Annotated in this window: 21 protein-coding genes and 1 other annotated feature; of the genes, 19 read left to right on the top strand and 2 right to left on the bottom strand. The window is 34.8% G+C overall.

Going from position 1 to position 22,052, the window contains the following annotated elements:
• Positions 1-47: 47 nt before the first annotated feature.
• Entirely contained in the window at positions 48-695 is a 648-nt protein-coding gene (locus QZQ55_RS05945) for an HAD family phosphatase (protein WP_295091103.1), read from the bottom strand.
• Between the two features lie 158 nt (positions 696-853).
• On the opposite strand from QZQ55_RS05945, the gene prfA reads away from it, so the two are divergent.
• The 8 genes from prfA to hslO all read left to right on the top strand — a co-directional run bounded on the left by prfA (position 854) and on the right by hslO (position 8,658).
• Positions 854-1,930, top strand: coding sequence for a peptide chain release factor 1 (gene prfA / locus QZQ55_RS05940; RefSeq protein ID WP_295091101.1), 1,077 nt, complete (start codon positions 854-856; stop codon positions 1,928-1,930).
• Positions 1,931-2,764, top strand: a complete 834-nt coding sequence (gene prmC / locus QZQ55_RS05935) for a peptide chain release factor N(5)-glutamine methyltransferase (RefSeq protein WP_295091099.1) — start codon at positions 1,931-1,933, stop codon at positions 2,762-2,764.
• Complete coding sequence (locus QZQ55_RS05930; protein ID WP_295091096.1) at positions 2,751-3,278, top strand: GNAT family N-acetyltransferase; 528 nt, start codon at positions 2,751-2,753, stop codon at positions 3,276-3,278. The genes prmC and QZQ55_RS05930 overlap by 14 nt, the downstream gene beginning before the upstream one ends.
• An 18-nt stretch (positions 3,279-3,296) precedes the next feature.
• Positions 3,297-3,869 carry an HdeD family acid-resistance protein gene (locus tag QZQ55_RS05925; protein WP_295091093.1) on the top strand — a complete coding sequence of 191 codons (573 nt, stop codon included), beginning with the start codon at positions 3,297-3,299 and terminating at the stop codon, positions 3,867-3,869.
• Positions 3,870-3,908: 39 nt separating this feature from the next.
• Positions 3,909-5,126 carry a tRNA lysidine(34) synthetase TilS gene (gene tilS / locus QZQ55_RS05920; RefSeq protein ID WP_295091091.1) on the top strand — a complete coding sequence of 406 codons (1,218 nt, stop codon included), beginning with the start codon at positions 3,909-3,911 and terminating at the stop codon, positions 5,124-5,126.
• A 28-nt stretch (positions 5,127-5,154) separates the two neighbouring features.
• Positions 5,155-5,685, top strand: a complete 531-nt coding sequence (gene hpt / locus QZQ55_RS05915) for a hypoxanthine phosphoribosyltransferase (RefSeq protein WP_295091088.1) — start codon at positions 5,155-5,157, stop codon at positions 5,683-5,685.
• Between the two features lie 7 nt (positions 5,686-5,692).
• Entirely contained in the window at positions 5,693-7,651 is a 1,959-nt protein-coding gene (gene ftsH, locus QZQ55_RS05910) for an ATP-dependent zinc metalloprotease FtsH (protein WP_295091085.1), read from the top strand.
• A 134-nt stretch (positions 7,652-7,785) separates the two neighbouring features.
• Positions 7,786-8,658: an Hsp33 family molecular chaperone HslO gene (gene hslO, locus QZQ55_RS05905; protein WP_295091082.1), complete on the top strand. Its 873-nt coding sequence runs from the start codon at positions 7,786-7,788 to the stop codon at positions 8,656-8,658.
• Between the two features lie 180 nt (positions 8,659-8,838).
• Here hslO and QZQ55_RS05900 read toward each other — a convergent pair whose 3' ends face one another.
• Positions 8,839-9,666, bottom strand: coding sequence for a 4Fe-4S dicluster domain-containing protein (locus QZQ55_RS05900; protein ID WP_295091079.1), 828 nt, complete (start codon positions 9,664-9,666; stop codon positions 8,839-8,841).
• Between the two features lie 234 nt (positions 9,667-9,900).
• Here QZQ55_RS05900 and dusB point away from each other — a divergent pair, with 234 nt between their 5' ends.
• The 11 genes from dusB to lysS all read left to right on the top strand — a co-directional run bounded on the left by dusB (position 9,901) and on the right by lysS (position 21,762).
• Positions 9,901-10,878, top strand: a complete 978-nt coding sequence (gene dusB, locus QZQ55_RS05895) for a tRNA dihydrouridine synthase DusB (RefSeq protein ID WP_295091076.1) — start codon at positions 9,901-9,903, stop codon at positions 10,876-10,878.
• Between the two features lie 43 nt (positions 10,879-10,921).
• A complete protein-coding gene (amrA, locus tag QZQ55_RS05890; RefSeq protein ID WP_295091073.1) occupies positions 10,922-12,289 on the top strand; it encodes an AmmeMemoRadiSam system protein A in 1,368 nt (455 codons plus the stop codon).
• On the top strand, positions 12,282-13,097 hold the full coding sequence (amrS, locus tag QZQ55_RS05885; RefSeq protein WP_295091070.1) for an AmmeMemoRadiSam system radical SAM enzyme: 816 nt from the start codon (positions 12,282-12,284) through the stop codon (positions 13,095-13,097). Before amrA ends, amrS begins: the two co-directional genes overlap by 8 nt.
• Positions 13,098-13,829 carry a MurR/RpiR family transcriptional regulator gene (locus tag QZQ55_RS05880; protein ID WP_295091068.1) on the top strand — a complete coding sequence of 244 codons (732 nt, stop codon included), beginning with the start codon at positions 13,098-13,100 and terminating at the stop codon, positions 13,827-13,829. It begins immediately after the preceding gene.
• A gap of 141 nt (positions 13,830-13,970) precedes the next feature.
• Positions 13,971-15,323 carry a PTS sugar transporter subunit IIC gene (locus QZQ55_RS05875; RefSeq protein ID WP_295091065.1) on the top strand — a complete coding sequence of 451 codons (1,353 nt, stop codon included), beginning with the start codon at positions 13,971-13,973 and terminating at the stop codon, positions 15,321-15,323.
• Positions 15,316-16,731 carry a 6-phospho-beta-glucosidase gene (locus QZQ55_RS05870; RefSeq protein WP_295091062.1) on the top strand — a complete coding sequence of 472 codons (1,416 nt, stop codon included), beginning with the start codon at positions 15,316-15,318 and terminating at the stop codon, positions 16,729-16,731. The genes QZQ55_RS05875 and QZQ55_RS05870 overlap by 8 nt, the downstream gene beginning before the upstream one ends.
• On the top strand, positions 16,728-17,612 hold the full coding sequence (locus QZQ55_RS05865; RefSeq protein WP_295091059.1) for an ROK family protein: 885 nt from the start codon (positions 16,728-16,730) through the stop codon (positions 17,610-17,612). The genes QZQ55_RS05870 and QZQ55_RS05865 overlap by 4 nt, the downstream gene beginning before the upstream one ends.
• A gap of 18 nt (positions 17,613-17,630) precedes the next feature.
• Entirely contained in the window at positions 17,631-18,275 is a 645-nt protein-coding gene (locus tag QZQ55_RS05860) for an RDD family protein (protein WP_295091056.1), read from the top strand.
• Between the two features lie 31 nt (positions 18,276-18,306).
• Positions 18,307-19,035, top strand: coding sequence for a MurR/RpiR family transcriptional regulator (locus QZQ55_RS05855; RefSeq protein WP_295091054.1), 729 nt, complete (start codon positions 18,307-18,309; stop codon positions 19,033-19,035).
• 67 nt (positions 19,036-19,102) lie between these two features.
• The gene (locus tag QZQ55_RS05850) at positions 19,103-19,960 is read left to right on the top strand and encodes a YitT family protein (protein WP_295091051.1); all 858 of its coding nucleotides are present in this window, start codon (positions 19,103-19,105) and stop codon (positions 19,958-19,960) included.
• Positions 19,961-20,029: 69 nt separating this feature from the next.
• Positions 20,030-20,239 (top strand) — a binding site (T-box leader).
• 38 nt (positions 20,240-20,277) lie between these two features.
• On the top strand, positions 20,278-21,762 hold the full coding sequence (gene lysS / locus QZQ55_RS05845; RefSeq protein ID WP_295091048.1) for a lysine--tRNA ligase: 1,485 nt from the start codon (positions 20,278-20,280) through the stop codon (positions 21,760-21,762).
• The last annotated feature ends 290 nt before the right edge of the window (positions 21,763-22,052 follow it).

Here is a 22,052-nt window from a genome sequence, read left to right as displayed (position 1 = left end):
CGATATGCCCTTACAGGGCGGGTTCATACCACTGATTTTATCAGTGGTTATGATTTTAATTCATTAATGACTTCATCAAGAGAATCTAATATTTTATATGTCTTATTTGCATATTCTTCTGTAGGATATTTCATATCAGGAATACAGATTACTTTAATACCAGCTGAAGAAGCGGCCTGAATACCTGCTTCACTATCTTCTAATACAAATGCTTCATCAGTCTTTACACCAAGCTTCTCACAAGACTTTAAGAAGACTTCTGGATGTGGTTTACCATGAGTCACTTCATCACCACAGATAGAATCATCAAAAAATTGTGTAATATGAGCCTGCGCTAGAATAGTATCAACACGATCACGATTAGAAGAAGTAGCGACAATTGTCTTATAACCATTTTCTTTTAAATAATTAAGAAGTACTAATAAACCTTTCTTAGTAGGAACTCCTTCAGTTTCAAAACGTTTTGCCATTAAAGCATGTACATCTTTAATGACACTTTCAATAGGAAAGTCCTTGCTATAAGTATCGTAAAATCTTTCATAGATTCCTTTTATAGGTTTACCTAATAATGTTTTATAGAATGTTTCATCCATTGTAAGATTCATTGGTTTTAATATTTCCTGATAACATTCAAAAGTCACTCTTTCAGAGTCAATCATCAAACCATCCATATCAAATATAACTGCCTTTATCATATTTCCTAACCTCCAACATATATATTCAAGTATATAAGAAATAGAAAGCGTCTTCAATTAATTGCGAAAAATAATTGAATATATTATAATGGGTACGATTTGGAAGAATTAACCAATTTATTTGATGAAATCAACATTATTAAAAGAAAGGATAGAAGATGAATACACTATTAGAAAGACTACAGACAGTAGAAAAAAGATATGAAGAATTAACACAGATTCTTATGGACCCATCTATCGCGAATGATATTCAGAAGATGACACAGGCTTCTAAAGAACAGGCTTCTTTAGAAAAGGCTTATAACCTATATACAGAATATAAGGCTTTATTAGATGGTATCGAAGAAGCCAAAGAATTATTAAATGAAAATGATCCTGAAATCAAAGAAATGGCTAAGATGGAATTAGAAGAATTAGAAAAGAAACAGCCAATCATGGAACATGATATCCAGATTGAATTAATTCCTAAGGATCCAAATGATGAAAAGAACGTAGTAATGGAAATCCGTGGTGCAGCCGGAGGAGATGAAGGTAATATCTTCGCAGGTGACTTATTTAGAATGTATTCTAAGTATGCTGAATCACAGGGATGGAAGATTGAAATTGAAGAAGCACAGCCTTCTGAAGCAGGAGGATATTCACTTGTATCATTTATTATCAAGGGTACTGGTGTATATTCAAAGATGAAGTTTGAATCTGGTTCACATCGTGTACAGCGTGTTCCTAAGACTGAAACACAGGGACGTGTTCATACATCAACTGCAACAGTATTAGTTATGCCAGAAGCAGAAGAAGTAGATATTGATATTGATCCAAAGGATTTAAGAGTTGATACTTACCGTTCATCTGGTGCCGGAGGACAGCATATCAATAAGACTGACTCTGCCGTACGTATTACACATATTCCAACAGGAATTGTGGCAACAAGCCAGGATGGTCGTTCACAGCATGATAACCGTGCTAAGGCTATGCAGTCATTACGTACAAGACTTTATGAAGCTAAATTAAGAGAAGAAGAAGAAAAATTAGGAAACGAACGTCGTAATAAGATTGGTTCAGGTGATCGTGCTGAAAAGATCAGAACATACAACTATCCTCAGAACCGTGTCACTGACCACCGTATTGGTTTAACTATTCAGCAGCTAGATCGTATTATGGAAGGTAAACTAGAACCAATTATTGATGCATTAATTAACGAAGACCAGAGATTAAAACTTCTAGGAGAAGAAGAATAAGTGCTATTAGGTGAATTACTTAAACATGCACATGATTTGATTAAGGATCCACATACAAATATCCCTGAAAGACTCTATGAAGATCTCACAGGAGATGCTTATTATCAACTATTGTTGAAAAGGGAAGAGCCTGTTGAAGAGGCTCTTCTTATGCAATATAAGGATTATTTGGATAGATATTTAAAGGGTGAACCTTATCAGTATATTATTGGAAAAGAATATTTTTATGGTAGAGAGTTTGATGTCAATCCAAGTGTTTTGATTCCTCGTTATGAAACAGAAGAACTTGTAGAAAAAGTTTTATCTTATATAAAACCAGGAATGGTTGTGGCAGATATAGGTACAGGCTCAGGCGCTATTGCAGTCACATTAGCTTGTGAATCTAAGGCAGATCTATATGCAGTAGACATCTCTAAAGGGGCAATAGATACAGCATTTAGGAATGCAAAGAAACATGAAGCTTCTGTTACATTCTTAGAAGGAGACTTATTACAACCTCTTATTGATCAAAACATTCATGTAGATATTCTTGTCTCTAATCCTCCTTATATTGATAATGATGAAGTATTGGATCCAAGAGTGATGGATCATGAACCACATCTCGCTTTATTTGCGGATGACCATGGCTATGCATGTTATGAAAAGATATTTAAAGAAGCTCCTTCTGTATTAAAGGAGAAGGCGATTCTTGCATTTGAAATTGGATATAATCAAGGAGAAAGAATGAAACAGCTTGTTCCTCTCTGTTTCCCTGATGATACATTTGAAGTCATCAAGGATATGAATGGAAAGGATAGAATGTTGTTCATCTATCATAACTATGAAAATATTTGAAACAGACCGTCTCACAATTAGAACACTTGATGAAGATGATATTGATCGTCTTGTAGAATATCGCAGTAAGAAGACTGTTTCTAAGTATCAGTCTTGGAATAGATATACAAGAAGAGATGCAGTGAAACTCATCAGGAAGTGTAAAGAGACTGTGATAGATCATAAAAAGGGGTCTATGCAGTTTGGTATTACAATCAAAGGAAGCCATCATCTCATTGGTGATTTACATGTAGAGATCATGGCACCTCATACATTCTCTATTGGTTATACGCTAGACGATGTTTTCTGGAATAATGGTTTTGGAACTGAAGCCGTACTTGGACTCTTAAGCTATATGCATGAAGAACATGGTTTCTTTAAATGTATTGCTTATATTTATAAACAGAATGAAAAATCAAGACATCTATTAAAGAAGATAGGTTTTAAGAAGTTTGATGAATCCTTCTTCTATGGGGATGAAGGATATATTTTTGACCTCAGTAACTTACAAAATATATATTTTGTGCTACAATAACAGATACGAGGTGGAACTATGATTAAAGAATATATTAAGAAGTATAGTAAAGCATCTATCATCACATCAGTGATTATGATTGTTGCTTCAATATTATTGATTGTTTTCCCAAAGACAATGTTGGATATTGTTGTTTATGTCATTTCAGGCGCATTATTTGTGGATGGTTTGATTCATCTTGTGACTTACTTTGCATTAACTCATGAAATGCGTATCTTTTCTAATGATTTATTAGAAGGTATTCTCGCATTACTGGCAGGCGTTTTTGTTGCATTCAATGCGGATGCATTCATTAGTGCACTTGCAATGGTTATTGGATTATGGGTTGTCATCAAAGGCTTATTAAACTTACAGCTTTCATTCCAGTTGCAGCATGTCATTGAATTCAACTGGTTCTGGATCTTCTTATGTGCTGTATTTTGTGTCGTATTAGGTGTATTTATTATTGTACATCCTATCGATATAGCGATTGGATTAACTATGGCTGAAGGTATTGTATTATTAGTCACTGAAGTATTGAGTCTTATTCAGACAATCTATGTCTTATACAAACTCAATCATTCTAAAATGTCTAGATCATATATTAGTTAAAAAGTACCATCACGGTACTTTTTTCATAGAGGTGAAAATATGCTGAATACATCATTGTTAGATAAAAATAAGAAATACCTCTTAGGTGTATCAGGTGGTCCTGATTCCATGGCACTACTTGATATGATGCATGAATACCATATATGTGTCGCTCATGTAAATTATAATCTTCGAGATGATACAGAAGAAGACTATAAGGTTGTTCATGATTACTGTAAAACACATAATATTCCTTTTTACTATAAGGAATTTACACCAAATGATTATGTGAGAGGAAACTTCCAGACTGTCGCAAGAGATATGCGTTACGCTTTTTATCAAGAAGTATATAAGAAGGAACAATGCGATGCGTTATGCTTAGGTCATCAGAAGGATGATATCATTGAAACAATCTATATGCACTTGGAACGTCAGTCTAATCCTGATTATCTCGGTATTCAGGAGATTTCTCATCGTTTAGGTATGACGATTATTAGACCATTACTTCATGTGACTAAGCAGGACCTGCGTGATTATTGTCATGATCATCATATCTCATTTCATGATGACTATACTAACTTTCAGACAGAATTCACAAGAGACCGTATTCGTAATACGATTTTGAATCACTATACAGAATCACAAAAAGAAGAACTCTTAAAAAAGGCTGAAGAATATAATAAGAAAAAAATACAAAAGAAAGAAGAAGTAAGAAAATATCTCACTGAACCTCTAGATTATACATTAGTACCAGAAGAACTTCTTCCTGATGTTCTTTATGCCTTATTAAAGAAACATATTGAAGTCTCTAAGATTTCTCATCATTTGATTGATGAGATCATCCATCAGATTCATTCCTCTAAACCCAATATTCAAATGCCTATAGGTGTTAATGAGGAGTTCATAAAAGAATATAATAATGTATACGTTCGTAAATCTATAAAACAATTAGATTATACGTATAGAATAGTGAATAGACAGGAATTCGATTGTCCTTACTTCAAGCTTCGAACACATGGAGAAATGAATGACGGTATTCCTGTCAAAGATGAAGACTTTCCACTGACCATTCGAAACTTAAGACCAGGGGATCGTATGGAAACAGCAGGGGGCACTAAAAAGGTCTCTAGACTCTTTATTAATGCGAAAATACCCTCACCATTACGACGTTATTGGCCAATCGTATTAGACTGCCGTGGAAATATTCTTTTGGTCCCTGGAATTGCGAAAAACAAGGAGTATTTGTCTATCAATCCAGATTTGTTTGTGATAAAATAACAACGACTATACTAGGAGGTACGGTTCAATGCATAAGGACATGAAAGAAATATTATTTACACAGGAACAGATTTCTGAACGCTGTAAAGAACTAGGCGCACAGATCTCAAAAGATTATGAAGGTAAGAAGCTTCTTCTTATTGGACTTTTAAAGGGATCTATTCCATTCCTAGCAGAACTTTCTAAATATATTGAGGGCGATGTATATTTTGATTATATGTCAGTCAGCAGTTATAAAGGAACTGAATCTGGAACTATTCATATTAAGAAAGATGTTGATATCGATGTCAAAGGTATGGATGTACTTATCGTAGAAGACATCCTTGATACAGGTAAAACATTAGATACTGTTACACATATGTTGAAAGATCGTGGTACAGCATCTTGCGAAATCGTTACTATGCTTGATAAGCAGGAAGCAAGAAAGTATCCTGTACAGGCTAAGTATGTTGGTTTCCCTGTGCCAGAATTATTCGTGGTTGGTTATGGTCTTGATTTTGATCAGAGATTTAGAAACCTACCATATATTGGTATCTTAAAAGAAGAATGTTACCAGTAAGGAGTTTATGATGAAGAAGAATAACAAAACACTATTTAAAGCTATTCTTCCTTGGGTCATCGTATTATTGTTGTTAAGCTCATTATTCCCATTCTTAATGAATAATGGCGGTAATAAGGAATTGACTTATTCACAATTCATGACAGTATTAAAAGATGAAAAAGTAACTAACGTAACTGTTACACCTAATAGTTATGTAGCCAAGGTAAAAGGTAGCTACAAGAAGAACTCTAAGGGCGATAAAGTGAGCTTCACTACAATCGTTCCTAAGACAGACAAAGAATTAGATTCATTAGTACAGATTCTTGAAGACAAGAATGTAAAAGTGAAGGTTACCGATGCTAACAGTGATAATATGATTTGGAATGTTCTTGGAACAATCTTTCCATCTTTATTATTACTTGGTGGTATGGTATGGGTATTTAAGAGTTTTGGTGGCGCTGGAGGAGGCAACAACAAAGCCTTTGAATTTGGTAATTCACGTGCAAAGCTAGAAAGAAACTCTAAAACTCGTTTTACAGATGTTGCAGGTGCTGATGAAGAAAAAGAAGAATTAACAGAACTTGTTGCATTCTTAAAGAACCCAAAGAAGTTTACTGAAATGGGTGCTAAAATCCCTAGAGGTGTTCTATTAGTAGGTCCTCCAGGTACAGGTAAAACATTATTAGCGCGTGCTGTTGCAGGTGAAGCAAACGTCCCATTCTATTCTATTTCTGGTTCAGAATTCGTAGAAATGTTCGTTGGTGTTGGTGCTGGCCGTGTAAGAGATATGTTTAAGAAGGCTAAAGAAAATGCCCCTTGTATCATCTTTATTGATGAAATTGATGCCGTAGGTCGTCAGAGAGGTGCTGGTGTTGGTGGTGGACACGATGAACGTGAACAGACATTAAACCAGTTACTTGTTGAAATGGATGGTTTTGAAGGTAACGAAGGTGTTATTATCCTTGCAGCTACTAACCGTGCAGACGTACTTGACCCTGCATTATTACGTCCAGGACGTTTTGATAGACAGATCAGAGTATCTAACCCTGATAAGCGTGCTAGATCTCAGATTTTGAAGGTTCATGCAAGAAATAAACATTTTGCGCCAGATGTTGATTTTGATAACATTGCTCAGCGTACTCCTGGATTCTCAGGTGCAGAACTTTCAAACGTATTAAATGAAGCTGCATTACTTGCAGTAAGAAGCGGACATCAGATGATCACATTAAGTGATGTTGATGAAGCAATTGATAGAGTTATTGGCGGACCAGCTAAGAAGTCTAGAAAATATACTGAACATGAAAGAAAGCTTGTTGCTTATCATGAAACAGGACATGCGATTATTGGTTTGACATTGGAAGATGCCAACCAGGTACAGAAGGTTACAATTGTGCCACGTGGTGATGCAGGTGGATACAACTTGATGACTCCTAGAGAAGAAACATACTTCTCAACTAAGAAACAGTTACTCGCAACTATTACAGGTTATATGGGTGGTCGTACTGCTGAAGAAATCTTCTTCGGTGATGTATCATCAGGTGCTCATAACGATATTGAACAGGCTACACGTATTGCTCGTATGATGGTTACAGAACTTGGTATGAGTGAACTTGGTCCAATTAAGTATGACAGTGGTGATAATGCAGTATTCTTAGGTCGTGACTATTCACAATTAAGTAATACACATTCTGGTCAGATCGCATTTGAAATTGACCAGCAGGTACGTAAGATCATCGAAACAGCACATTCTCAGGCAACTGAAATCATCAACAATAATAAAGATAAAATGGATATTATTGCGAATGCATTGCTTGAATATGAAACATTGAATCATGAACAGATTCAGTCTTTATATAACACTGGTAAAATGCCAGAAACATATGATGGAACAGAAGAACATGTTGACTCTAATGATGACAACAATAACACTCCTGAACCACCTAAGGCTGATCCAGAAGATGATTTACTGGATGAAATGAAATAAGCGCTTTGCGCTTATTTTCATTTAGGAGGTTACAAAATGCAGCGTAGATTCATGGTAAAATTATTGGTAGGCATTATTGTAGTGAGTATGATTCTGCCTCTAGTAAGCTATTTTGCGATAGGGAGATAAGATAAATGAAAGATTATTTAGTACGTGGACTCGTTAATTCAAAGAACTGTCGTGTTTTTGCATGTACAACAACCAATCTAACAAATGTTGCACAGCAGAATCATAACTTATGGCCTTGTGCAAGTGCTGCACTTGGACGTATGATGGCAGTCACTTTGATGATGGGTGCTATGAATAAGAATAAAGAAAAGATGACAGTAGTCATCAACGGTGGTGGACCAATCGGTACAATGCTTTGTACAACACATTCTGATGGTAAAATCAAAGGATTTGTATCTAATCCAGAAGTTCACTATACATACAATGATACAGGTAAGCTTGCAGTAGGCTTATGTGTAGGTAATCAGGGTACTATTCAGGTCACACGTGATATGGGATTAAAGGAACCTGTTACATCTAGTTCTCCATTACAGACTGGTGAAATTGGTGATGATTTCTCTTATTACTTCATGTTATCAGAACAGGTACCATCAGTTGTTGCAGTAGGTGTTCTTGTAGAAGAAGACAATTCTGTAAGAAGTGCGGGTGGTTATATTATTCAGTTATTACCAGAAGCAACTGAAGAAGATATTGCGTATATTGAAGATAAGATCAAGAATACACCACCAGTATCACAGTTATTAGATGAAGGACATACTCCAGAAGAAATCTTAAAGATGATCTTTGAAGATGTTGAAATCCTCGATACACAGGATTTATCATTTGAATGTGATTGTAGTAAAGAAAAGATGGAAGAAGCCTTAACGACTCTTCATACAAAAGATCTAGAAGATATGATCAATGAAGATCATGGCTGTGAGATTACATGTCAGTTCTGTAATACACATTATCAGTTCAGTGAAGAAGAATTGAAGGAAATACTTAAAAAGCGCCAGTAATGGCGCTTTTTTCACACTGTTTGGTATTATGCAAAGATCAGTTAACATATATCATGGAAGGGAATAGAATTGAATAATTGATCTTTTTAGAGTTGTATAACAGCTACCTCCTTTCAATAACTAGTATAGTGTATGAATCTATAATAAATATCTATATATTATGGAGAAATATGTGCTGCATTAATGGAGTGCTTTGACTGGACATTCTTTTGTACATTCATAACAAAGAATACATTCTGTCCCATTGACACGGTTGCGTGATTCATTGTTGACTTCTACATTCATTGGACATACCTTCAAACACTTATTACAATGAATACATTTACTCTCATCACAATGTACACGTAGGAGTGAATAATAGCTCATAGGCTTGAGGAATACGGTAATAGGGCATAAATACTTACAGAATGCACGATTATCTTTAAATATATATGCAAGCGCAATACCCGCAATATAGTAAAAGGCATTTCCTAGAAGAAATAAATAGAACATGATCTTTTCTAGATGTGCCACTTTTATTAAGAATAATCCAGAGACTAATGCAAGAGATACTACAAACATTACATAACGTAATATGCCTAGTTTTTTAACTCTTGGTTTCTGTGGTCTTTTATAAGGTAAGAAGTCAAGGATCATAGCTGTCCAGCAGGCATAACCACACCATCCTCGACCAAATATAAGAGGTCCAAAGATCTTCGCAATCGCATAGTGAATAGTGGCTGCTTCAAAAGTACCCAAAAACAAATAGTACCAGAATCCTTCAATCTGCATATTTTCTTGAGAGATAAAACCTAAATACAATAACATATAGCTGCCTACTGCCAATTGTACAAAATGTCTTGCATAGCTCTTTCCTGCAGTAAATAATGCGGTACCTAAGGCAAGACAAGTGCCTATATAGCTGAAGTTCAACATGTAAAATAAATTATCTTTAGTGAGCCATAAAGTAATCGCAATCATCTCAAATAATATAAACATGATTATAGAGAAAGTGTATTTTCTTTTCATCTTCATTCCTCCCTTATATTCATCTTAGAATGTATGAATAGTTTGTACAATCAGATTATGATAAAAAATAAAAAGAAGCAGGAAGGGAAGACCTGCTTCTTTTCGAAGGGAAATGAAAACGATATATATATTATTGAAAGGATAGGGAACTTCCTTTCACAACTCATAGTATAAACATAATTTATCTTTGTATTGTGTCAGGAATATGGTATATTTTGTGATGGTGATTAAAAAATGTTGAAAATTGGAAATGTAGAAATAAAACATCCTATTATCATGGCTCCTATGGCAGGTATCACAAATGTCGCTTACCGTAGACTTGTAAAAGAGTTTGGTGCAGGGCTTGTAGTATCTGAAATGGTCAGTGATAAAGCGTTATGTTATGGAAATCAAAAGACAATTGATATGCTTGCAGTAGGTGAAGCTGAACACCCTATGAGTATGCAGATTTTTGGTGGTGAAGTAGAGACTATGGTCAAAGCTGCCAAGTTTGTAGAGGAACATTCTGATTGTGATATTATTGATATTAATATGGGATGCCCTGTAAATAAGGTATTAAAGGCTCATGCAGGCAGTTATTTAATGCAGTATCCAGAACTTGCATATGATATTGTGAAGGCTGTCGTAGAAGCAGTGAATGTACCAGTGACTGTTAAGATGCGTATTGGTTATGACATGAAGCATATTAACTGTGTAGAAATGGCACAATTAATGGAAAAAGCAGGTGCAAGTGCAGTGGCTATTCATGGTCGTACACGTTCACAGATGTATGAAGGTCATGCAGATTGGTCATGGATTAAAAAAGTAAAAGAAGCAGTCAGTATTCCAGTTATTGGGAATGGTGATGTCAGAACACCTGAAGATGCGAAAAGAATGATGGAAGAAACAGGCTGTGATGCTGTCATGGTTGGTAGAGGTGCTTTAGGTAATCCATTTGTGATTCGTAGAATGGTGAAATATCTAGAAGAGGGTATTCTAGAAGAAGAGCCAGACTATCATGCACGTATTCAGTTATGCATAGATCATGCTCATCGTTTAGTAAAAACGGAAGGTGAAAAGAATGCGATTAGACAAATGCGTGGACAGGCTCCTTGGTATGTCAAAGGGTTAAGAGGTTCTGCAAAAATCAAGAATCATTTAACACAGATGAATACATTAGAAGAATTAGAAACAATTCTAAAAGATTTTGAGAAAGAACTAGAAGGTGAGTAATCATCTTCTTTTTGTTTTATAATAGGGTAAAGGAGATGATTTTATGTCTATACTTTATTCTATGTGTGTCCCTCATCCTCCATTAATAATTCCTGAAATAGGTCAAGGAGAAGAGAAAACTATTAGTAACACGATACAATCTTATGAATCCATTATGAAATATGTATCTACTCTTCCAATAGAAACAGTGATTGTGATCAGTCCTCATGCAATCGACTATAGTGATTATATTCATATATCTCCTGGTATTCATGCATCAGGAGACTTTAGTCAGTTTCATGCAGGAAATGTAAGAATAGAAGTGGATTATGATACAGAACTTGTAAAGAAGATCACTCAATCTGCTAAGAAGCATCATATTTTTGCAGGAACATTAGGAAAAGATGATGATTTAGATCATGGTACAATGATTCCTCTTTACTTCTTAAATAAGTATCTAAAGGACTATAAAGTTGTAAGAATTGGAATATCTGGTTTATCTCCTCTTACTCATTATCGCTTTGGACAATGTATTAAAGAAGCAGTGGGAGATAAGAATGTTTTATTAATTGCGAGTGGTGATTTGTCTCATTGTTTAAAAGAGGATGGTCCTTATGGTTATAAAGAAGAAGGACCACTCTTTGATCATGATATTATTACAGCCTGGAAGAATAGCGATTTTATGCGTTTCTTAACCTTTGATCTCATTTTTACTGAAGCAGCTGCTGAATGTGGACTCAGATCATTTCAAATCATGGCAGGTGCTTTAGATCAAAAAAAGATTAAACCAAACTTTTATTCTTATGAAGGACCATTTGGAGTAGGTTATGGTGTATGTGGTTTCGAAATATGTGGTGAAGATTTAACACGTGATATAGGAAACCAATATAAAAAGAAGATGCAGGAAGAAGTCAAGAAGATCAAAGAACATGAAGATGACTATGTCAGACTGGCTAGAACCACAATAGAACATTATGTAAGAGAAAAAGTAGAAATCATTCCAGAAGTCACAAAAGAGATGAAAAGACGTGCTGGTGTCTTTGTATCTATTCATGAAGAAGGGCGTTTAAGAGGCTGTATTGGTACTTTTATGCCTGTACAGGATAATATTGCCTTAGAAATAGTACATAATGCGATCAGTGCATGTAGTGAAGATCCACGCTTTGATCCTATTACAGAAGAAGAACTTGATAATCTCATTATCTCAGTCGATATATTAGGAGAAATAGAACAAGTAGAAGATATCAGTACATTAGATCCTCATATCTATGGTATTATAGTATCCCATGGTTCTAAAAGAGGTTTACTCCTACCTGATTTAGAAGGTGTGGATACAGTGACTGATCAGATTCAGATAGCTTGTCATAAAGCAGGTATTCATGAAGGAGAGAAGATCAAGATAGAAAGATTCAAGGTGATTAGACATGATTAGATGTGATTTATGTCCTCATCATTGTGTATTAAAAGAAGGGCAGACAGGATTCTGTCATCAAAGAATAAATAAAGAAGGAAGCATAGTACTTAAAGACTATGGTGCTATTACATCACTGTCTTTAGATCCTATTGAAAAGAAACCTCTCTATCATTTCTATCCTGAAACACAGATATTATCTGTCGGTTCTTATGGCTGTAATATGAAATGTCCTTTCTGTCAGAACTACACCATATCGCAGGATAAAGGTTCTTCTATACAGGTGCATACAACACCTGAAAAACTTGTAGAAGTCGCCTTAGATTTAAAAAAAGAAGGGAATATCGGTATTGCGTTTACTTATAATGAACCACTGATCAGTTATGAGTTTATTTATGATACATTTGTATTATGTAAGAAGCATGAATTAAAAACAGTTATTGTTTCTAATGGAATGATAGAAGAGAAATATATAAAGGAGTTATCTCCTTTAGTAGATGCATGGAATATTGATTTAAAAGGGTTTAAAGAAGATATCTATAAGAAACTCTCTGGTGACTTAGAAACAATAAAGAAGAGTATTCAAATAGCTTCATCAAGTCATCTGGAAGTCACTTCTTTGATTGTACCTGGTATTAATGATAGTCTCAAAGATATGGAAGAAGAAGCAAAGTGGTTAGCGTCTATTGATTCGAATATTGTGTTACATATCACACGTTATTTTCCTGAGTATCATTATCATGAATCTCCTACATCTATAGAACTTATTGACCAAATGGTAGGAGTGGCTAAGAAATATTTAAAGAATGTATATAGAGGTAATTGTTAGATGTTTGATGAAGAAAAGATTAAAAGCTTTAGTACAACAGATATGCGTATATATAACTATATATTGAAGCACAGCATTCAATTCCCTTATATGAGTATAAGAGAACTCGCAGATGAAATTCCTACATCTACAGCTTCTATTATGCGTTTTGTGAAAAAGATGGGATATGATAGTTTTCCTGAACTAAAATATTCTTATAAGAAAGAAGAAAAAGAAGTTTCTCTTCATATGGTTAATGAGTTAGATGAAATAATTGACTGCTTAAAGAAGTTTAATACACCCTATTATCAGGATTTATTCAAAGAAGTTGCTTATGTACTAGGTAATGCGAATATGATTATTTTTGATGGTATGGGAGATTCTGCAAAGATTGCGGAATATGCAGCTAGACGTTTTTCCTCTAATGGTTTCTTTAGTGCTGCCTTAACAGATCCATATCTAAAGATATCTATGGATGGTACGAATATAGTTGTTGTTATGTTGTCTATTTCAGGAGATACTGTAGAACTTATTAGAAAAGCGAATGCTTATAAAGCAGCAGGAAGTACTTTAATCACAATTACTGCATCAGACGATAATACACTCGCAAAAATGAGTGATTATTGCATCAGCTATTATATTAATGATATAAGAAATGAACTTTTCTCACATACAACTCAAGTACCGGCATTAAATATTATAGAAATTATTTCTAATATGACAGTACGCATATGTCACAATACGTTACAATAGTGAAACATTTTGCACATAATGCATACTATTCAAGAAGGGCTTCAAGCCCTTTTTTTATTTGTAATCCTCTGATAGAATCAATTGCGGAAAACGAAAACGTTTTCAACATCGGCCGAATAAAATAAGAAGAGGAGAAACAAAATGGAAGCAATTCAAAGCTTTATGGAACGTTACTTCGTACCATTAGCTGCAAAAATCAATGGTCAGCGCCATGTGGCAGCCGTGCGTGATGCGTTCACTTTATCATTCCCACTTACAATGGGTGGGTCAATGGTTTTACTTATTAACTATGTATTATTAGATCCAACAGGATTCATCGCAAAATTACTTCACTTAGGTGATTTAATTCCAAACTTGGCACAGTATCAGGCTGTCTTAAGTTCAGTTATCAATGGTACTACTAATATCTTATCAATTATCATCGCATTCCTAGTGGCTTATCAGTTAGCTCAGGAAATGGGTGGAGATAAAGTATTATGTGGTATTACATCTCTTTCATCTTTCTTTATTCTTTATCCTGCATCTCAGGCATTTGCAGGTAAGAATGCAGGAACTGGTTTAACAACTACTTACTTTGGTGCACAGGGATTATTCGTTGCATTATTAGTAGGTCTATTAACTACAGAATTATTAACTCGTTTTGGTAGAAATGAAAAGTTAAGAATCAAGATGCCAGAAATGGTACCTCCTGCAGTAGCACAGTCATTTAACTTATTAATCCCAATGATGTTAGTACTTGCCATCATGGGTGTATTAAACTACTTATTCTCAATGATTACTCCTGAAGGTATTCAGGTTGTTGTTTATAACGCTATCCAGGCTCCATTAACATCTCTTGGAAGCTCTATGGGTACAATTATCGTATTCGTATTAGTACAGCAGTTATTATGGATCGTAGGTATCCATGGTCCTAACACTTTAAGTGCATTACGTTCAGTTATCTTCACAGAACAGGCAAACGCAAACTTAGCTTATGTTGCAGCTCATGGTTCTGCATGGGGTGCACCTTATCCAGTAAACTGGGGTTCAATCAACGATGCATTTGGTAATGGTGGAGGATCAGGTGCAACACTTGGTTTAATCGTTGCAATGTTTATCGTAGGTAGAAAGAATAAGGGTGAATTCTCTATTTGTAAGATGTCATTAGTTCCAGGACTATTCAACATCAATGAACCAATCATGTTCGGTTTACCAATCGTTATGAACCCAATGTATGTTATTCCATTCATCTTAGCACCAATCGTATGTAACCTCATTGGTTATTTCTGTGTATGTGTCATTAAGATCATCCCACCAGTCGCTTATTCAGTTGCTTGGACAACTCCAGGATTCTTAACACCATTCTTAGGATCAGGTGCTAACAGCATTATGGCATTAGTTATCGGTATTCTTTGCTTAGTCGTAAGTACAATTATCTACTTACCATTCGTTGCAGCAAGCACAAGAGCCGCTATCAAGAAAGAAGCAGAAGAAGCAGGAGAAAACAATGCGTAAAGACTTCTTATGGGGTGGAGCAGTTGCTGCACATCAGGTAGAAGGTGGTTTTAATGAAGGTGGTAAAGGACCAAATGTCTCAGATATGATGACAGTTGGTTCTGCCACTACTCGTAGAAAGATCACTAAAGCAATTGAACCTGATCAGTTCTACCCAAATCATACAGCGATTGATTTCTATCACCACTATAAGGAAGATATCGCTTTATTTAAAGAAATGGGATTTAAATGTTTTAGAACATCTATTTCCTGGGCAAGAATCTTCCCAATGGGAGATGAAGAAACACCAAATGAAGAAGGTTTAAAGTTCTATGATGATATGTTTGATGAACTATTAAATAATGGTATTCAGCCAGTCATCACATTATCACACTTTGAAATGCCTTATCATTTAGTAGAAAAATATGGTGGATGGAGAAACAGAAAGATGATTACATTCTTTGTAAGATTCGCAAAAGTATGTTTCGAAAGATACCACAATAAAGTTAAATACTGGATGACTTTCAATGAAATCAACAACCAGGCGAACTATGAAGCAGACGTAGCTGTATTTACTAACTCAGGTATTCTATTTGAAGAAGGTGAAGACAGAGAGCGTCTTGTTTATCAGGCAGCGCATTATGAGCTTGTTGCAAGTGCGATGGCAATTAAAGAAGGACATGCTATTGATCCTTCTATGATGATTGGCTGCATGATTGCGATGACACCTATTTATCCTTACTCATGCAATCCGGAGGATATGTTGAAGGCTGTTGGTGCAAACCATAAACGTTTCTGGTATATGGATGTTCATGCAAGAGGACGTTATCCAGGTTATATGAAATCTTTCTTTGAAAGAAAGAATTTCAATCTAGATATTACAGAAGAAGACTTAGCTGTTCTTCCTCAGGGTACAGTAGATTATATTGGATTCAGTTATTATATGTCATTCGCAGTTAAGGGTGATGGAGATGTCAACCTTGACTATAATGAAGAAACAGATTTATGTGATAACCCATATATTCCAAAGACTGAATGGGGATGGCCAATTGATGCGAAAGGTTTAAGATATAGCTTAAACTGGATGTATGACCGCTATAACCTTCCTCTATTTATTGTAGAAAATGGCTTTGGTGCAGTGGATCAGATGGTAGATGGTAAAGTACATGATCAGTACCGTATTGATTACCTTAAAGCACATATCGAAGAAATGAAGAAGGCAGTGGATATTGATGGTGTAGACCTCTTAGGTTATACTGTTTGGGGATGTATTGACTGTGTCAGCTTTGGAACAGGTGAAATGAAGAAACGTTATGGTTTCATTTATGTAGACAAAGATAATGAAGGTCATGGAACACTTGCAAGAAGCAAAAAGGATTCTTTTGATTGGTATAAGAAAGTAATAGAAAGTAACGGAGAAACACTATGAAAAAATACTTAGTTCTGGATGTTGGTGGCAGTGCCATTAAATATGTCATTATGGATGAAGAAAAGAATATATATGAAAGAGGTAAAGTACCTACTCCCTTAGATTGCCTTGATTCATTTGTGAAAAGCATTGAAACTCTTTATCATACATATTCTGATGTGTCTGGTATTGCGATAAGTATGCCAGGTATGATTAATCCAGAAATCGGCTATTGTTTCACTGGTGGCGCTTTAACTTATAATCATGATATAAATATGGCAGAATTACTTTCTGAGCGTTGTGGTGTAAGAGTCACAATTGGTAATGATGCAAAATGTGCCGCTAATGCAGAACTAGGCTTTGGTAGTCTTCAAGATATAGAAGACGGAGCAGTCATTATTCTAGGTACAGCAATTGGTGGTGCTTTAATTAAGGATCATAAGGTATTAAGTGGTAGAAGATTTGGTGCAGGTGAATTTTCTAATATTATTACTGATTATCATAAGCCATATGATGGAGATTCTTCTTGGTATGCAAGAAATGGAATCAATGGATTACTATTACATATTCAGGAAGCATTAGGAACAGAAGAACATTATAGTGGTGAAGAAATCTTTGAAATGGCAAATAGTGGAAATGAAGCTGTATTAAAAGGTTTAAATCAATTCTGTTTAGAAACAGCAGTACAGATTTACAATATTAATCAGATCTTTGATTGTGAAAAAGTCGCAATTGGTGGAGGTATTAGTGCACAGCCTTTACTTGTAGAACTTATTAAAAAGAACTTTGATGAAATCTATAATTCTTGTTATGCAAGCACATTACCACCAGAAATCGTAGTCTGTGAATATCGTAATGATGCAAATTTAATTGGTGCTCTTTATCAGCACTTACATCAATAAATAAAGGAGGATGATAAGATGTGGAATAAATTAAGAAATGAACCTGTTAATAAGACAGGATATATCAAACGTATAGTTGCTTATGGTATTGATTGGTATTTAGGAAGTGTCTTATCATCACTTCCTCTTATTCTGTTATATATGTCTTTACATAAGGATGCTGTGTATATTCCTCAGCAGTTATCAATATTTAAGGGGTATTACCAGATCTTAGCTGGAGTTCTTACACTCCTAATCGCAATGTTGTATTATGTTGTCCTACCTGTTTTATGGAAAGGACAGACACTAGGTAAGAAACTACTAGGTCTAAAAATTGTGAGTGATGATTATCAAGAAGTGAATGTGAAACAGCTCATCATTAGACAAGTAATTATGATTTTCTTAGTAGAAGGAAGTATTTATACATGCAGTAATATGTTTCATCAGTTAGTCAATGTCTTAACTGGATACAATATTGCCTCTATCTGGAATAAAGTAGGATTAGTTATTTCTATATTATCTGGAATACTTGTAATTATCTTGAAGTCTAAGAAATCATTACATGATATTGTCTCACATACACTTGTTGTAGACATTAAGTCAGAAGACTATAAGAATATGTTGTTGAGTATTGAAAAGAAAAACAAGAAACAGAATAAGAAAATGAAAAAGAAATTTGTATAAAGTATGATAAGATATCTTTTGGAGGTATCTTATGGTTACGGTAGATCAAATGAATCAATTAAGTGATTTGGAATTGGATATTTACAACTACATTATTTCTCATCGTCATGAAGTGATTCATATGAAACTCAAAGATTTATCTACAGATCTTCATGTGTCTCAGTCTATGATTACTAGAGTGGCTAAGAAGCTTGGTTATGAAGGATTCTTAGAATGGAAAGCTGAAATAAAGCTGGATCAGGAAGATAAACCTATTCAAAACAAACGTGCATTAAACTATATTCTTGATTATTTTAATCGTGTGGATAATAAAGAATATGATGAACTTATTCATCAAGCTGCTGAAATAATTGTGAATAGTCATGAGGTTATCTGTTCTGGCATTGGCCTAAGTGATGCTATCGCAAAATTTGCGGCTTCTTTATTTAATCGCAAGGGAAAACGTACAATGTATAGTGGAGACTTCAGTGCCCGTTTTAGAGGGATGTATGATCAAAATGACTGTGCTCTTTTTTTCACGGTTTCAGGAGAAACAAGAGAGATCATTGATCGTATCAAAGACTTAAAAAAATATGGTATCAAAATTATTGTAGTCACAAATAATGCATCTTCAACAGCAGCGAAGATGTCTGATTTAGCTCTTACGTATTATATGCCAAGTACCAAAAATAGTGACTTTTATAGTTCAGCAACACAGGTTCCTGTTCTATATATCATAGAGTCTATTGCGAATATATTTGTTGAATATGGAATTTACTAAAGAATGCTTGAAAGGCATTCTTTTATTTGTTTTAATATTTGAAGGTATGATATGAAAGAGGGACGCTATGAGGGAAAATCTAGAAAAGTACGGCGAAGTGATTGCTGGAAGTATTTTATTATCTTTAGGAATCTGGTTGTTTGTAACACCAAATGGCTTGAACTTTGGAGGTGTTATTGGAACATCACAGATTGTAGAAGTATTTGTAAGAAGACTTCTACCAATCCCTAAATCAATGAATATTGTAGGGATCATCAACTTCATGATTAATGTTCCATTATTTGTAATGGGATATAGAATCTTAAACAGAGAATTTTGTATCAAAACTGCTATGAGTGTTATTGTACAGACAATTACCTTATCTGTTTTGCCTTACCAGACACATGCGATTATGCCAGATATGTTATCTAACTGTATCTTTGGAGCTATTATGTGTGGTGTTGGTGTAGGACTTGCCCTAAAAGGTAGTGGTAGCACAGGTGGTATTGATATTGCTGGTGTATGCTTATCAAAGACTAAACCAGGATTCTCAGTAGGTAAGTTATCAACTATTGTGAATGCTGTTATTTTAACTTGTTGTGCATTCATCTTTGACTTGCAGACAACACTTTATTCTATTATCTTTGTCTTTGTATTATATTTCATTAGTGATCGTATCCACTATCAGAACATTAATGTGGTTGCTTTGATTTTTACTAAAGAAAAAGATATGAAGAATGTGATTATGGAAAAGACAGGTAGAGGTGTGACTTACTGGATGGGTAAGGGTGCTTATACAGAAAATGATCAATATATTCTTTATTGTGCGATTAATAAGTATGAAATGAAAACATTTAAAAAGATTGTACATGATATTGATCCACAGGCATTTGTGACTATTAGTGAAGATTCAGAAATCCTTGGTGGATTTGAAAAACGTCTATAAACAATTTACTTGAAATAGGCTTATAAATTGACCTTGACAACGTATTTATTTATTGTCTATAATACTTGAGTAAAAGCGATGAACAGAAGAGTAGTATCAATGGAACGCAGAGAGAATTCCTGGCTGGTGTAAAGGAATGGGGAAGTTGATATGAATAAAGACTGGGAGCTGTATTTTGGATCTAACGTGATAAAATAACGTGTTGCCGCGTTAAGGCTTAATGAGGTCTACTTATGTAGATGAATAAGGGTGGTACCACGGTTAACTCTCGTCCCTAGCGGATGAGAGTTTTTATATTCTAAAGAAGGAGAACACATATGGAAGAAAGAAAGTTTACTGATCAGGAATTAGTAAGAAGACAGAAGTTGCAGGAACTTAAAGATCTTGGAATTGATCCATTTGGACAGAGATTTGATGTGACTGCTTATACTTCAGACATTAGAAAGAACTATAGCGGTAAGACTGCAGAAGAATTAGAAGAAAGCAAACCAGCTGTAAGCATTGCAGGTCGTATTGTTGCAAAGAGAAGAAAAGGTAAAGTATGCTTCATGAACCTTCTTGATAGAGATGGAAAAATCCAGTTATATATCAAGAAAGATACTGTTGGTGAAGATGTATATGAATTAGTTAAGAAGAGCGATTTAGGTGATATTATTGGTATTGATGGTGAAGTATTCATGACTCATACTGGTGAATTAACTGTAAGAGTAGAAAAGTATACACACCTTACTAAGGCATTAAGACCTTTACCAGAAAAGTTCCATGGTTTAACAGATACTGAAGAACGTTTCAGAAGAAGATATGTTGACTTAATCATGAATGATGAAGCACGTAAAGTAGCCTTCATGAGACCTAAGATTGTTCGTTCAATCCAGCATTATTTAGATGATAAAGGTTATACAGAAGTAGAAACACCAATCATGAACTCTATTCTTGGTGGTGCTGCAGCTAAGCCTTTCATCACTCATTTCAATGCATTAGATAAAGATTTCTACTTAAGAATCGCAACAGAATTAAACCTTAAGAGATTAATCGTAGGTGGTATGGATGCTGTTTATGAAATCGGTCGTTTATTCAGAAACGAAGGTATGGATAGAACTCATAACCCTGAATTCACTACTATCGAAGTCTATAAAGCATTTTCTGACCTAGAAGGTATGATGGACTTAACAGAAGGTATCATTGCGAATGCAGCAATGACAGTCAATGGTACTTATGATGTAGAATACAAAGGTCATTCTATTTCATTAGCTCCTGGATTCAAGAGAATCTCTATGGTTGATGCAATCAAGGAAAAGACTGGTGTTGACTTTGGTGAACAGAAGACTTTTGAAGAAGCTAAGAAGCTTGCTGAAGAACACGGTATTGAAGTAGAACCACACTTTGCATATGGTCATATTATTAATGCATTCTTTGAAAAGTATGTAGAAGAAACAATTGTAGAACCAACATTCGTATATGGTCATCCAATTGAAATCTCACCACTTGCAAAGAAGAACTTACAGGATCCTCGTTTCACACAGAGATTTGAATTATTCATCTGTGGTAATGAATATGCAAATGCATTCACAGAATTAAATGATCCAGATGATCAGTATGAAAGATTCGCAAATCAGTTAAAAGAAAAAGAATTAGGTAACGATGAAGCCAACGAAATGGATATGGACTATGTAGAAGCCCTTGAATATGGTCTTCCACCAACTGGTGGTATGGGTATGGGTATTGATAGATTAGTTATGTTATTAACTGGTCAGGAAACTATCCGTGAAGTTATCTTATTCCCACATATGAAGAATAAATAAATCTATGTATTAATATTAGGCATATCTCATGCAAGAGATGTGCTTTTTATTTTATTGTTTTTGAAATGTGATGGGATGAAAACAGAAAATGTGGAGGAATGAAATTGTAAAATATGATGGAATTCATTGTAAAGAGTATGAGATCATACATGAAAAATTATAAAGACTAACTTTTTTTGAAAATGGTTTTTTTTACTTTAGTGTAATACACGGTATTAAAAAAGAGGGCTCAAACTGAACCGCCCCTGTCAAGTAGACAGGTGAAATAATTAAAAACATGTACCCTTGCC

Origin of the sequence: uncultured Catenibacterium sp. (assembly GCF_900540665.1) — a bacterium.
Lineage (GTDB): Bacteria > Bacillota_I > Bacilli_A > Erysipelotrichales > Coprobacillaceae > Catenibacterium.
This window is presented reverse-complemented; position numbering and strand designations above follow the sequence as displayed.

Excerpts from the sequence above, each read along its gene's own strand:
- dusB (WP_295091076.1), top strand. The coding sequence starts at position 9,901 with ATGTTGAAAATTGGAAATGTAGAAATAAAACATCCTATTATCATGGCT.
- QZQ55_RS05860 (WP_295091056.1), top strand. The coding sequence starts at position 17,631 with ATGTGGAATAAATTAAGAAATGAACCTGTTAATAAGACAGGATATATC.
- QZQ55_RS05875 (WP_295091065.1), top strand. The coding sequence starts at position 13,971 with ATGGAAGCAATTCAAAGCTTTATGGAACGTTACTTCGTACCATTAGCT.
- QZQ55_RS05870 (WP_295091062.1), top strand. The coding sequence starts at position 15,316 with ATGCGTAAAGACTTCTTATGGGGTGGAGCAGTTGCTGCACATCAGGTA.
- amrA (WP_295091073.1), top strand. The coding sequence starts at position 10,922 with ATGTCTATACTTTATTCTATGTGTGTCCCTCATCCTCCATTAATAATT.
- lysS (WP_295091048.1), top strand. The coding sequence starts at position 20,278 with ATGGAAGAAAGAAAGTTTACTGATCAGGAATTAGTAAGAAGACAGAAG.
- hpt (WP_295091088.1), top strand. The coding sequence starts at position 5,155 with ATGCATAAGGACATGAAAGAAATATTATTTACACAGGAACAGATTTCT.
- amrS (WP_295091070.1), top strand. The coding sequence starts at position 12,282 with ATGATTAGATGTGATTTATGTCCTCATCATTGTGTATTAAAAGAAGGG.
- QZQ55_RS05880 (WP_295091068.1), top strand. The coding sequence starts at position 13,098 with ATGTTTGATGAAGAAAAGATTAAAAGCTTTAGTACAACAGATATGCGT.
- QZQ55_RS05930 (WP_295091096.1), top strand. The coding sequence starts at position 2,751 with ATGAAAATATTTGAAACAGACCGTCTCACAATTAGAACACTTGATGAA.
- QZQ55_RS05900 (WP_295091079.1), bottom strand. The coding sequence starts at position 9,666 with ATGAAAAGAAAATACACTTTCTCTATAATCATGTTTATATTATTTGAG.
- QZQ55_RS05865 (WP_295091059.1), top strand. The coding sequence starts at position 16,728 with ATGAAAAAATACTTAGTTCTGGATGTTGGTGGCAGTGCCATTAAATAT.
- QZQ55_RS05925 (WP_295091093.1), top strand. The coding sequence starts at position 3,297 with ATGATTAAAGAATATATTAAGAAGTATAGTAAAGCATCTATCATCACA.
- QZQ55_RS05855 (WP_295091054.1), top strand. The coding sequence starts at position 18,307 with ATGGTTACGGTAGATCAAATGAATCAATTAAGTGATTTGGAATTGGAT.
- QZQ55_RS05945 (WP_295091103.1), bottom strand. The coding sequence starts at position 695 with ATGATAAAGGCAGTTATATTTGATATGGATGGTTTGATGATTGACTCT.
- hslO (WP_295091082.1), top strand. The coding sequence starts at position 7,786 with ATGAAAGATTATTTAGTACGTGGACTCGTTAATTCAAAGAACTGTCGT.
- prfA (WP_295091101.1), top strand. The coding sequence starts at position 854 with ATGAATACACTATTAGAAAGACTACAGACAGTAGAAAAAAGATATGAA.
- ftsH (WP_295091085.1), top strand. The coding sequence starts at position 5,693 with ATGATGAAGAAGAATAACAAAACACTATTTAAAGCTATTCTTCCTTGG.
- tilS (WP_295091091.1), top strand. The coding sequence starts at position 3,909 with ATGCTGAATACATCATTGTTAGATAAAAATAAGAAATACCTCTTAGGT.
- QZQ55_RS05850 (WP_295091051.1), top strand. The coding sequence starts at position 19,103 with ATGAGGGAAAATCTAGAAAAGTACGGCGAAGTGATTGCTGGAAGTATT.